Genomic DNA, 12486 nt, shown 5'->3' with positions numbered 1-12486 from the left:
ATTGATGATTGAACGATTTTAACCTATATGATTTCAGACCAGCGAATAAAGCAGTGCTCAATAACTTATGATGAAATTAAAATCGAGGAGCTAGGTTGATCTTTTCAAGATAATTTTCCACGTTGCCGTATTTAACAAATGATCTATTAGGCTATTTTGATTTCACATGGTTAAAAACTAATAGTTTGTCAAATATCCTAATACCAATTAGAATAATCAATACATTAATAAAATTTAGAGATTTTGATATATGCCAATATTTTATATTCTTATTGCGATAATAGTTTTATTAGCTATCGTAACCGTTTTTAAAGCTATTACCATTGTTCCACAAGGATACCAATATACCATCGAGCGTTTTGGTAAATACACTCATACGCTTGAGCCTGGCTTAAACATCATTATCCCATTTATGGATGGTGTGGGTCGCAAAATTAATATGATGGAACAAGTTCTTGATATCCCATCTCAAGAAGTTATTTCTAAAGATAATGCGAATGTACAAATTGATGCGGTTTGCTTTATTCAAGTACAAGAAGCTGCAAGAGCTGCTTACCAAGTTAATCAACTTGAGCGTGCGGTTATTAATCTGATGATGACAAACATTCGTACCGTACTTGGTAGTATGGAACTTGATGAAATGTTATCACAACGTGATCACATCAACTCAAAACTTCTTAGCATTGTTGATGATGCAACTAGCCCTTGGGGAATTAAAATTACCCGTATCGAAATTCGTGACGTTCGCCCACCAGCAGAACTTATTGCAGCCATGAACGCGCAAATGAAAGCTGAACGTAACAAACGTGCTGAGATCCTTGAAGCAGAAGGTATCCGCCAAGCGGCTATTTTACGCTCTGAAGGTGAAAAACAGTCAGAAATATTAAAAGCAGAAGGTGAAAAACAAGCTGCATTTTTACAAGCAGAAGCGCGTGAACGTGCTGCCGAAGCCGAAGCAAAAGCTACACAAATGGTTTCAGAAGCGATTGCTGCTGGTAACATTAATGCGATCAACTACTTCGTTGCTCAAAAATATACTGAAGCTTTACAACAAATCGGTGCTTCAGATAACAGTAAAGTAGTGATGATGCCACTAGATGCTTCTAGCTTAATGGGTAGCATTGGCGGTATTGCAGAATTAATTAAAAACTCTAAATAATTTGCTTTAGTGAAACAATTCTTCCTAATCTAATTAGGAAGATATTATATTTCAATAAATTAGGTAACAATCAATGACTGATTTTTTAACGGTTATTTATGATTATCCTCACTGGGTATTTATTGCTTTAGGTGGTATTTTACTGATCCTTGAGCTATTGGGAACTTCCGGATATGGGCTTTGGAGTGGAATTGCAGCCATTGTTGTTGGTTTAATAGCTTGGGTTGTCCCTTTATCTTGGCCAATTCTATGGATTTTATTTGCTATTTTTACTTTGGTATCGGCTTATCTTTGGTGGGTGTGGTTAAAAAAACATGGTAAAGATAAATCTGGTAAAAGTGAAATAAATCAACCCCAACAAGAATTAATCGGAATCAAAACCATCGTTACCGAGGCGATAATTAATGGTTCGGGTCGGGTAAAAATAAAAGATGGCACATGGTCAGCAAAATGTAACCAAGATCTAGAAGTTGGACAACCTGTTGAAGTGATTGCTGTTGATGGATTAGTTCTGAAAGTAAAAGCACTCAATAGATAATTGTAATAATAAATGGATTAAATACGAGTCATTGACTCGTATTTTTTTACCTTAAAAACGTAAACGATATCAGTAAATAATCTTATATATTAGTCTTAAAGGTTGAAAGATTGAATAAAAGAACTAAACCGTCGATTAAAACCGACGGTTTTTGTATTTACTTATCAAGTAAAGTGAATGTTTGCTTTTGTTTGGTTGTCGAATCTGAGCCTACAAACACATTAAATTTACCTGGTTCTGCAACATATTGCATTTTGTCATTCCAGAATTTTAACATGTCATATTTGATAACAAATTTTACTTGGCCTTTTTCGTGAGGTTTAAGTGCTATTTTCTCAAATCCAACTAACTCTTTGACAGGACGGCTAACTGAAGCAGTCACATCTTGCAAGTATAATTGGACAACTTGCGTCCCCTCTCTATCACCAGTATTTTCTACATTGGCTATCACTTCGATTTCACCATTTGGCGACATTTCAGTTTTTGATAGTGAAAAATCAATCGTAAAATTGGTATAACTCAAACCATAACCAAATGGAAATAACGGTTCGTTTGGACTATCAAAATAAGAAGTGGTGTATTTACCCATATTGACCGTACCATGAGGTCGACCAGTATTTAATTGACCATAATAAACAGGAATTTGACCAACATTATCTGGGAAAGACATCGGTAATTTACCTGATGGGTTATAATCACCAAAGAGAACATCAGCTACAGCATTACCACCTTCAGTACCTAAAAACCAAGTTTCGAGCATCGCATCGGCTTGTTCATATTCTTCTTTCACGGTAAGTGGGCGCCCATTCATCAATGCAATAATTAGTGGTTTACCTGTTGCTTTTAATGCTGTGATTAAACGTTTTTGGCTTGCTTGCAAATTGAGATCAGTTCGGCTTGATGATTCATGCGCCATCCCTTCGGCTTCGCCAACAAATAAAACAACAGCATCAGATCTTTTCGCTTGAGCAACCGCTTCGGCAATCATTTTATCAGCAGGTCTTTTATCAAATTTAGTGATCTCTTCATATAAATTTAAGAATTTATAAAGATTTGGATCATCTGAAATATTGGCACCCCATGCATAGCTAACTAATTTTGGATTAACCACAGCATTCTTAATCCCTTCCAAAGGGGTTACGGCTAAATTAGCTCGCCCAGCACCAGACCAACTACCCAAAATATCGCGTTTTGAATCTGCTAACGGTCCAATCACCGCAATTTTTTTATTTTTGCTCAACGGTAAAACATTGTTTTCATTTTTTAACAATACAATACTACGACGCGCAACATCCCTTGCTTCTGCACGATGTAAACGATCGTTGGCGAACATGGTTTCAATATCAAAATTAGGATCTAAATTTCGATGAGGATTTTTAAATAATCCCATATCATATTTCAGTTCTAATACATGACGACACGCTTGGTTAATCTGCTCTTGAGAGATTGCACCTTCATTAACTAGTTCTGGTATAAACTGTAAAAAATACTCATCATTCATACTGATATCAATACCAGCTAGGATTGCAATTCTAACTGCATCTTTAGCGTCTTTTGCCACACCGTGATTAATTAATTCACGAATAGCACCATGATCACTAACCACTACACCATCAAAATGCCATTGATCACGCAGTACCTCGGTTAATAACCAATGATTAGAGGTAGCAGGAATACCGTTTACACTAACAAGTGCAACCATAACCGCTCGGCTACCTGCATCTACAGCCGCTTTATATGGTACAAGATATTCTTGGAACATTTTTCGTTCACTCATATCCGTACTATTATATTCACGACCAGCTTCAACCGCACCATATAGCGCAAAGTGCTTAACAGTTGTCACTAATGATTTTTTATCCTCAAGAGACTGTTTTTGCATTTTTTCGACAAAAATACGTCCTGCTTCCGACGCTAAATAAGGATCTTCACCAAATCCTTCTGACACTCGCCCCCATCTTGGATCTCGCGTAATATCAACCATTGGCGCCCAAGTTACATTAAGCCCATCAGAAGTTGCTTCATCAGACGATACTTCAGCAACCTTACCTATCGCATCACGATCCCAAGTTGCAGCAATCCCTAAATTAATAGGAAATACCGTGCGATGACCGTGAATAATGTCAAAACCAAAATAAACAGGGATTTTATTCGGCGATTTTAATGCTCTTTCTTGCATTCGAGATAGATCAGGCTCAACTACAGTATTAAAAATACCACCAATTTCACCCGCTTCAATTTGGTCAAGGACTTTGTCTAGTGTAAGATCACCACCCACACTGATTAATCGCAGTTGCCCTACTTTCTCTTTAATCGTCATCTTTGACATCAAGTCATCAATAAATGCTTTCTTTTCTTCACTATTGGGATTTTGAGCAAATAAAGGAGATGAAAAAATAAAAAAAACGAGAAATAATACGAATTTTTTCATAATAATAAGTATTTTTAAATTTAAGAGGATAGACAAGCGAATAGCATAACGTATTTAACTAAAAAAATCTCGTTATTTAGAAATAGCATCCCTAAAAATAAAGATAAAAGCATTTATTCTTAAAAAGATAAGCCTCAAAAAGTGCGTTCCTCAACTTTTTTTAAGATTTATTAAGAAAATAGATAAAAAATATTGCCAAAAATGCTTCAAAAATGCGTCAGCAAGTCGGCAATAATAATGAATGAAGATCGATTAATCGCGGAAATTAGTAAATTGGAAAGGTTGCCCTAATTCACCATTTTTGACTAATGCCATGGTTGCTTGTAAATCATCACGAGACTTACCTGTAACGCGAACCTGCTCACCTTGTACTTGAGCTTGTACTTTAAGTTTACTGTCTTTAATCAGCTTAACTATTTTTTTAGCTAACTCTTTATCGATACCTTGTTTGAGTTTGACAGTAATACTATAAAATTTGCCACTATGTTCCAGCTCTTCCGGAATTTCTAGCGCTCCGCCATCAATACCACGTTTAGCCAACTTATCACGTAAAATATCCAATAGCTGTTGAACTTGGAAATCGGATTGGCTAGTTGCTTTGATGGTTTCATTTTTTTCATTGAGCTCAAAAGATGCTTCGACATTTTTGAAGTCCCAACGAGTAGTCAGTTCACGAGTCGCATTGTCGACACCGTTTTTAACTTCTGGCATTTGAATTTCTGACACAATATCAAAAGAAGGCATAAAGTTTCCTCTTCTAATCGTTATAAATATTACTTATTTTAAACAACTCTTTTAATTGCCGCCACAATATTTACGGCGGCATTATTATTAGGATTAGTCGATAGTACGAAGTAATTCGTTAATACCAACTTTACCTAAAGTTTTAGCATCAACTTTTTTCACAATAACTGCACAATAAAGGCTATATTTGCCATCTTTAGTTGGTAAGTTACCTGATACCACAACCGAACCAGCTGGAACACGCCCGTAATGAACTTCACCAGTTGCTCGATCATAAATTTTAGTACTTTGACCAATAAATACGCCCATTGAGATCACACTGCCTTCTTCAACAATCACACCTTCAACGATTTCACTACGAGCACCAATGAAACAGTTATCTTCGATAATAGTTGGGTTTGCTTGTAATGGTTCTAACACACCACCGATACCAACACCACCAGATAAGTGAACATTTTTACCAATTTGTGCACATGAACCAACAGTTACCCAAGTATCAACCATAGTGCCTTCATCAACATAAGCACCGATATTGACGTAAGATGGCATTAATACGGTATTACGAGCAACATAAGCACCTTTACGCGCAATTGCTGATGGAACTACACGGAAGCCTTCTTGTTGGAAGCGAGCTTCATCATAATCAGCAAATTTTAATGGCACTTTGTCATAATAATTTGTTGCGCCACCATCAATAAGTTGATTTTCATTAATACGGAAAGAGAGCAATACCGCTTTTTTTAACCATTGATGAGTCACCCAATCGCCATTAATCTTTTCCGCGACACGCATTTTACCGCTGTCTAATAGAGCGATACATTGATTAATTGCATCACGTGTTACAGTATCAACATTTGAAGGTGTAATTTCAGCACGACGTTCAAATGCTGCCTCAATAATAGTTTGTAATTGTTGCATTTCTCGTTTCCTTTAACTTTAAGTCCGTTAGCAAATTTAATTGGGCAAATAGTATAATATAATATGCAGTTATTTTTAAGTGGTTTATCGTATCATTGAGATTTCTCAAAAAGGATAAATTATTTGGAATACCTTTCACAAAATCTGAACAATATTTAATACAGTTGTTTTCTTTGAATATAAAGTTGAATTCTCATTAAATCTTGTAGCAAAAAATAATGCAAAACGATGGATTTTCTTTAGTAGAACTTTTATTTGTTATCTGTATTGGTGCTATTTTGGCTTCAATAGGCGTGCAACATTGGAAGGAATTACAGCTCCGTAACGAACTTACTACTACCACAAAACAGCTAGCCTATTTTCTGGAGGAAGTCCAAGCCAAAGCTTATTACGCTAACGAAAATGTCCACATCTATTATTTTTTGACGCCTTGGTGCTTAAGCACCAGCAAAGGCGAAAAACCAGCGACTTGCCAAGAAGGCTCTAGCTATTTTATTAAACCCAACAATTCTGTTGAATTAAATGATTTAGCCGATAAAAAAACCATCTCTTTTTGGGGGCGAAAAAATATGGCTCAAACCGGTACATTCGAATTGCATAATGCCATTGGCACCACACAAATTATTATTTCATATCGAGGGCGGATTCGGTTTTGTAAGAAAAATAGTTATTTACCAGGGCTGCCGCGATGTTAAAGCAAGATGGATTTTCGTTATTTGAAATGATGTTAAGCATCACCTTTTCTAGCTTAATTTTCATTGGCATCACAGCTTTTTATAGTAAATTACAATCGATTATACTTCAGCAAAATCTTAATACCCATCTACAAAGGAATATTCATCAAGGTATTGTTAGTATTTCCAAAGATTTGAAACGTGCTGGATTTATCGCCAATAAACCAGAAAAGATGAGTCAGCAACCAATTGAAATCAACCCAGCAAAAAATTGTTATATCTTCCGTTACGATAGCGAGATCCGTAATGATTGGGTTCATAATACGACTATTCCAACCAAATCAGATATCTTTGCGTATCGGCTTTATAATAATAATTTGGAATATAAGGTTGGAACAATCAATTGCGAAGGTGTCAATTGGGAGAAAATTTTCGATCCTCACGACATTAAAGTCACTCAATTTTCAATCAAAAAACAAAATAATCATTTTGAGATAGATATTAGTGCTCAATTGAAGAAAAACAAAAAAATTAAATATCAAACAACAACCATTATTAAAAATGAAAATCCCTTTTAATCGTTCAGTAACTCAATATGATGGCTTTAGCACGCTTTTGATGGTGATCATATTGACCATTGTTGGACTTCTTTTGCTAACGGGGTTTCAAATTACCATTGATTCGATAAAAAGGAGCTATTTGATTGAAATCCAATATTATCGTCAGTTTAATCAAGCTAGTTCCAGTTTAAATTGGGCAACCAAACAAATTTGGCAACCGCCAACCGAAGAGTGGCAATGCTTATCTGATACTCAATATCAATTAAAAGCATGTATAAAAAAATCGCGATTAAAAGTGGATAACTACACCCTAGTACGTGGACAGGCTAATGATGATTATTACCTTTATATGTTAACGCATTTTGAAGATAACCAACTTATTGTTGAAAAAGGTCATTGGTTAGATTATTGCCCTGAAAAGAAGATGATTGATTGTGAATAGTAAAAATATCAGTAATAACAAAATAGCTGGATTTAGTTTAATTGAAGTTATGTTGTCATGTTTAATGTTTGCCATCATCATGCTGGGTTTTATTCGTTATTTAACCTCAATTATTCATCAACACCACTATTTTCATCAACATTTCAAAGCACAGCAAATGGCATTTGCTTTACTTGATAGTTACCCTCATACGGTAGATAAAATCATACCAAAAGAGTGGCAATATCAAGTTTACAGCCAACCTTATATTGCACCTTGTAAAATGGTTTTTATTGATATCACCCCACCGAATCATAAAACGATTAAACAACAACGTTTGTTATGTGATTGATGTTCATTTCTAAAAATAAATTACGCTGTTTATTTTCAATTTTTTCATTCCATGCAACCGCAATATCCCATCCCGTTTGAGCTAATTCAAGCGTGACAAGTTTTACACCTTTAGGTAGAAAATGATAAACACTAGCGGGCACAAAAGCAATGCCATTTTTGGCAGCAATTAAAGCCAAAAGAGAGGGAAGATCATTCGTCGCCCCACCCTGTTTTGGTATAGCGTTTATAGCCTCAAGTAATAATTTTGTTTGCTCGGTCAAACAAGGCACCAAGCAGGGGTTTATATGTAATAAGGGATGCGTTTCTAGTACATCTTTAAGATTGTTCCTACTGACTTTTAGATTATTTGGAACTGCTAGCACGATATACTCTTTAAATAACATAATTGAACTCAATGACTCTGGCACAGGCATACGGAGAAAACCAATATCTAATTCCCCCTGCATTAGCAGAGTAATTTGCTCGTTTGAAGGAAGTTGTTTTGCTGAAACATGGCATTGCGGATTTCTTTCAGAAAAAGTTCGAATCCATTTAGGAACATGTTGAAAACAAGATATGCCAAAACCGATTGAAAGAACTCCATTCATGTTTTTTTTAATATTATTAGCAAAAAGTAAAAATTTCTTATTCTGTTGTAATAGCTTTTTTACTTCAGGATATAGCACCTTCCCAACTTCAGTTAATTTTGCGCCATTTCGACCACGAATAAACAGTCTTCGATCAATTGCTCGTTCAAATGCTTGAATTTGTTTAGTTAACGCGGGTTGTGTTATAAATAATTGCTCAGAAGCGATACGGTAATTCCCTACCTCTACAAGTGCGACGAAAGCTCGTAGCAACTTCATTTCAATGTCCATATCCATTCCTAATTGTTATCAAATCAGTCATTTTTTTCATTATACATAATTACTTTTACTATTTATATTAATTTCAATAAGCACAATTAGTTATGAATAAAATTAAGATATTTATTGTTAAATGGACTCTCTCCTATAGCCCAAAGATTCAATGTAAATAGTTAAATTCTTGGCTAAGGTTAACGCACGGAGTAAAAAACTTATGAGTAAGTCAATAAAAAAAATTTCTGCGGTTTTATTTGATATGGATGGGGTTCTAATTGATTCAAATACCGTTATTGAAAAAGCATGGATTGAGGCTGGCAAGTTATATGAAATAACCGTCAAGGATGACGATATTGTTAAACATATTCATGGCCAACCCGGGCCACATACGATTAAAGCACTGTTTGGGCATCTATCAACTGAAGCGCAAAAATGTGTTCAAGACTATATCATGCACGCTGAAAATACTGCTGATTATGATCCAATACCAGGTGTTGCACAATTAATACATGCCTTAGCGAAAGCTAAAATTAGGGTGGGGATTGTAACCAGTGGTTGGCGCGAAAAAATAGATCGAATAATGGCAATGTTGAATATTCAGGAATGTATTTCTGTGATAGTGGAACGAAACGATGTGGCTCGTGGAAAACCCTACCCCGATCCTTATCTTCTTGGCGCTAAACGCCTTATGCTACCACCCGCTGAAACGTTAGTATTTGAAGACTCAATAAGTGGCGTGACTTCAGCAGTTGAAGCTGACGCCTATTGTGTTGGAATAGGCGATGCTGAGCTTATCAAACACGGAGCACAAACTGCGATCCCAGACTTTTCAAAAGTTAAAGTGATAAATGATAGCATTATTGTGTTGGATGACGACCATAAGCTCATTTTAAACAATGCATCAACCACAATCGATTAGATGAAGCTTTTTGTATGTAAAAGTTGTAAAACTTGCTGAGTTTTTTCTGCATGAACATTATGACCAGCACCTTCTACTATTTCAATTTGAGCATTTGGAAATTGGCTAAATATTGCTGGATAATCCTTATCAGTAATATAGTTTGAATTTCCACCTCGGATGAATAATGTCGCTACGTTACAAGGTGAAATTGTGTGCCAATCGCATATATTGTCATATTGATCAATAATGACTTGAGCATTAAACAACCAATGCTGATGTTTAAAAGATTTAAGTAAAAATGAAATGGTCGGGGCACTTAAATCATGCATAAGTTCAATAATCTGCTTTTTATCAGTTAATTGTTGATTAATACATTTTTCTAAAGCGTTAAGAACAGGTGCATTTGCCGTTTGAGTATATTTAACTGGCGCAATATCAATGACACAGATTTTAGAAACAGGAATAAGTTGGCTTAATTGCATGGCAACTTTTCCTCCAATTGAATGGCCGATTAATATAATATTTTGTAACTGCAAATCATGACATAACTCAGCAACATCTTCAGCCATCACTTCATAATTCATGACATTTGACCATGGAGATTGACCATGATTGCGCAAATCAACCTGAATAGTTTGGTAATGACTAGACAGATCTTTAGCTAACATATTTAAATTATCTAGGCTTCCAAATAAACCATGCATCAATAAAATTGGTTGATTATCACCCTGTATTTTATAGTTTAATTTCATTATGCCACTCTACAATTTATTGTAATTAAGAATGTTTCGTCATCACTAATAAACAATTCAATAACCCCAAAAGCATAACTATGATAGAATTTAGTTCAAATTTTTCAATTAATATTAAAAACTATGTTTCAAAATAACCCTTTACTAGCCCAACTAAAAAAAGAATTATATGAACAAAAACCTCGTGTTGAAGGTATCGTCCGAGCACATGAAAAAGGTTTTGGCTTTCTAAATGTTGACAACAAAACTGACTACTTTATTGCTGTTTCGAAAATGAAAATGGTTTGTCATGGTGATAAAGTTTCTGGCACTATTTCCACCATTAACGATAAAACATCATTTGAACCTGAAGTATTAATTGAAAGTAGTTTACAAAAATTTATTGGCAAAATTGGTTTTTTAGATAATGCGATGGTCATTTATCCCGAAAATATACCTGTCAATTTTGTCATTCGCTGTAAAGTTAATCCTGAAGTAACGCAAAAATTAAAGGAAGGTGATTGGGTTGTTGCCACCTTACAATCTCATCCATTAGAAAAAAATAAAAATCATTTTCTTGCTGAAATAACAAAATTTATTGCCAGTGCTGATTCAATTTATCAACTATGGCTTAAAACTTTGGCTCGTTATAATTTAGAAGACAAAGCTCCACAAGCTGAATCTTTAACAATTTCAGAGACTGAAAAAGAAAATCGTCAAGATTTAACGGATATTCAATTTTTTACAATTGACAGTGAAAATACCGAAGATATGGACGATGCGATTACCATTTCACAAGATGATATGGGTAATTATAACCTGATGATAGCCATCGCTGATCCAACCGCATATATTGAGCAAGATAGTGAAATCGACAATATCGCAAAAAACCGAAACTTTACCACCTATCTGCCCGACTTTAATATTCCAATGTTACCAAAACAGTTAGCGGACGATCTTTGTTCATTAAAAGCTAATCAAAAACGTCCAGCTATGGTTTGTAAAATTAAAATTGATAAAAATGGCGAATTTACGAATGATGATATCAGTTTTTTACCCGCATGGATTGAATCGAAAGCTAAGCTTTCTTACCACAATGTGTCTGAATTTTTAGAGAATCGTGGTGATTTAAATATCGATGACGCGGCAATAAAAAACCAACTAAAATTATTATCAGAATTGGCAAAAACACGGATAAATTGGCGCCAACAAAATGCGTTAGTTTTCAAAGTGAACAATGATTATCGATTTATCCTTGATAATAATCGTCAAGTAAAAACAATCATTAAAGAATCACGTGGCATCGGCAATAATATTGTTGAAGAAGTGATGATTATCGCTAATTTAGCGCTCACCATGTATTTGAAAGAAAACGTAGGTACTGGCGTATTTAACACTCATTCAGGCTTTGATACCAAATACATTGAACAAATATTAAAAATATTAGCAGACAATGGCATTACAGATTTTGATAAAGAATCTCTTACTTCATTTGAAGGCTATGTTAAATTCCGCCGATTAAGTGATGATAATGACTTCTTATCAACACGATTAAGAAAGTTCCAAACACCTGCTGATTTCTCTATAAAACCAGAACCTCACTTTGGTTTAGGATTTGATGCTTATGCAACATGGACTTCACCAATTCGAAAATATGGTGATATGATAAACCATCGTATACTTAAAGCCTCGCTTAAAGCAGAAGCCTTAACAGCTCCATCCAACGAACAATTAGAGAGCATGGCTGATAGACGTAAAAAATTACGTTTAGCTGAGCGTGATATTGCCGAAAACCTTTATTGCCAATATTTATCTAACAAAATAGGACAAGAGTTTGCAACGGAAATATTAGATATCAACCGTGGCGGAGCAAGAGTTCGTTTAAATGATATTGGCGCATTAGCATTTTTACCACTGTCAATGATTCATGCCGTACGCGATGAAATATCAACTAGTCCGGATGAAGGGCTAATTAAAATTAAAGGCGAAACTGCATACAAAATTGCTGATTTGATCACTGTTAAAATTCATGAAATTAAAATGGAAAATCTATCGGTTATTGTGAAACTGAATGAATCTAACTCTTAAATTCCCTAGTCAATTTAATCAGTTACAAACTATGATTAATAACCCTGATAATTATCAGGGTTAAGCTAAAAAATATTAATAATATTTTTAACATTTATCCTCTTTTTTTTAATAATAATATCTGC

Annotated in this window: 13 protein-coding genes; 8 read left to right on the top strand and 5 right to left on the bottom strand. The window is 34.8% G+C overall.

Translation table 11 applies throughout. The features are described 5' to 3' along the window. Positions 1 to 250: 250 nt before the first annotated feature. The gene (locus tag A9G08_RS08985) at positions 251 to 1159 is read left to right on the top strand and encodes an SPFH domain-containing protein (RefSeq protein WP_065563371.1); all 909 of its coding nucleotides are present in this window, start codon (positions 251 to 253) and stop codon (positions 1157 to 1159) included. Between the two features lie 73 nt (positions 1160 to 1232). Then, positions 1233 to 1697 (top strand): NfeD family protein, encoded by a 465-nt coding sequence (locus tag A9G08_RS08980; protein ID WP_065563370.1) that lies wholly within the window; start codon positions 1233 to 1235, stop codon positions 1695 to 1697. 157 nt (positions 1698 to 1854) lie between these two features. On the opposite strand, the gene bglX is transcribed toward A9G08_RS08980, so the two are convergent. From bglX to dapD, 3 genes are all read right to left on the bottom strand, one after another. After that, complete coding sequence (gene bglX / locus A9G08_RS08975) at positions 1855 to 4128, bottom strand: beta-glucosidase BglX (RefSeq protein WP_065563369.1); 2274 nt, start codon at positions 4126 to 4128, stop codon at positions 1855 to 1857. Positions 4129 to 4380: 252 nt separating this feature from the next. Further along, positions 4381 to 4872, bottom strand: a complete 492-nt coding sequence (locus A9G08_RS08970) for a YajQ family cyclic di-GMP-binding protein (RefSeq protein WP_065563368.1) — start codon at positions 4870 to 4872, stop codon at positions 4381 to 4383. Between the two features lie 93 nt (positions 4873 to 4965). Next, positions 4966 to 5790 (bottom strand): 2,3,4,5-tetrahydropyridine-2,6-dicarboxylate N-succinyltransferase, encoded by an 825-nt coding sequence (dapD, locus tag A9G08_RS08965; RefSeq protein ID WP_065563367.1) that lies wholly within the window; start codon positions 5788 to 5790, stop codon positions 4966 to 4968. Positions 5791 to 6008: 218 nt separating this feature from the next. Here dapD and A9G08_RS08960 point away from each other — a divergent pair, with 218 nt between their 5' ends. The 4 genes from A9G08_RS08960 to A9G08_RS08945 are packed head-to-tail and all read left to right on the top strand — an operon-like array spanning position 6009 to position 7797. After that, the gene (locus A9G08_RS08960; RefSeq protein WP_065563366.1) at positions 6009 to 6485 is read left to right on the top strand and encodes a prepilin-type N-terminal cleavage/methylation domain-containing protein; all 477 of its coding nucleotides are present in this window, start codon (positions 6009 to 6011) and stop codon (positions 6483 to 6485) included. Continuing rightward, complete coding sequence (locus A9G08_RS08955) at positions 6479 to 7042, top strand: prepilin peptidase-dependent protein (protein ID WP_065563365.1); 564 nt, start codon at positions 6479 to 6481, stop codon at positions 7040 to 7042. The genes A9G08_RS08960 and A9G08_RS08955 overlap by 7 nt, the downstream gene beginning before the upstream one ends. Then, positions 7026 to 7466, top strand: a complete 441-nt coding sequence (locus A9G08_RS08950) for a DUF2509 family protein (RefSeq protein WP_065563364.1) — start codon at positions 7026 to 7028, stop codon at positions 7464 to 7466. Before A9G08_RS08955 ends, A9G08_RS08950 begins: the two co-directional genes overlap by 17 nt. Then, entirely contained in the window at positions 7459 to 7797 is a 339-nt protein-coding gene (locus A9G08_RS08945; RefSeq protein WP_176701543.1) for a type IV pilus modification PilV family protein, read from the top strand. The genes A9G08_RS08950 and A9G08_RS08945 overlap by 8 nt, the downstream gene beginning before the upstream one ends. Here A9G08_RS08945 and A9G08_RS08940 read toward each other — a convergent pair. Continuing rightward, positions 7769 to 8656 carry a LysR family transcriptional regulator gene (locus A9G08_RS08940; protein ID WP_176701542.1) on the bottom strand — a complete coding sequence of 296 codons (888 nt, stop codon included), beginning with the start codon at positions 8654 to 8656 and terminating at the stop codon, positions 7769 to 7771. The genes A9G08_RS08945 and A9G08_RS08940 overlap by 29 nt on opposite strands. 202 nt (positions 8657 to 8858) lie before the next feature. Here A9G08_RS08940 and A9G08_RS08935 point away from each other — a divergent pair, with 202 nt between their 5' ends. Further along, positions 8859 to 9560 carry an HAD family hydrolase gene (locus A9G08_RS08935; protein WP_065563362.1) on the top strand — a complete coding sequence of 234 codons (702 nt, stop codon included), beginning with the start codon at positions 8859 to 8861 and terminating at the stop codon, positions 9558 to 9560. Here the strand turns inward: A9G08_RS08935 and A9G08_RS08930 are convergent. Then, a complete protein-coding gene (locus A9G08_RS08930) occupies positions 9557 to 10294 on the bottom strand; it encodes an alpha/beta fold hydrolase (protein ID WP_065563361.1) in 738 nt (245 codons plus the stop codon). The two genes, A9G08_RS08935 and A9G08_RS08930, sit on opposite strands and share 4 nt — an antisense overlap. 123 nt (positions 10295 to 10417) lie before the next feature. Between A9G08_RS08930 and A9G08_RS08925 the strand changes: the two genes are divergently transcribed. Next, positions 10418 to 12361: an exoribonuclease II gene (locus A9G08_RS08925; protein WP_065563360.1), complete on the top strand. Its 1944-nt coding sequence runs from the start codon at positions 10418 to 10420 to the stop codon at positions 12359 to 12361. Positions 12362 to 12486 lie beyond the last annotated feature (125 nt).

The organism is Gilliamella sp. wkB195 (assembly GCF_001690445.1).
Taxonomy (GTDB): Bacteria; Pseudomonadota; Gammaproteobacteria; order Enterobacterales; family Orbaceae; genus Gilliamella; species Gilliamella apicola_E.
Note: the sequence above shows the minus strand (reverse complement) of the source record. Positions and strands in the feature narration are given on the sequence as shown.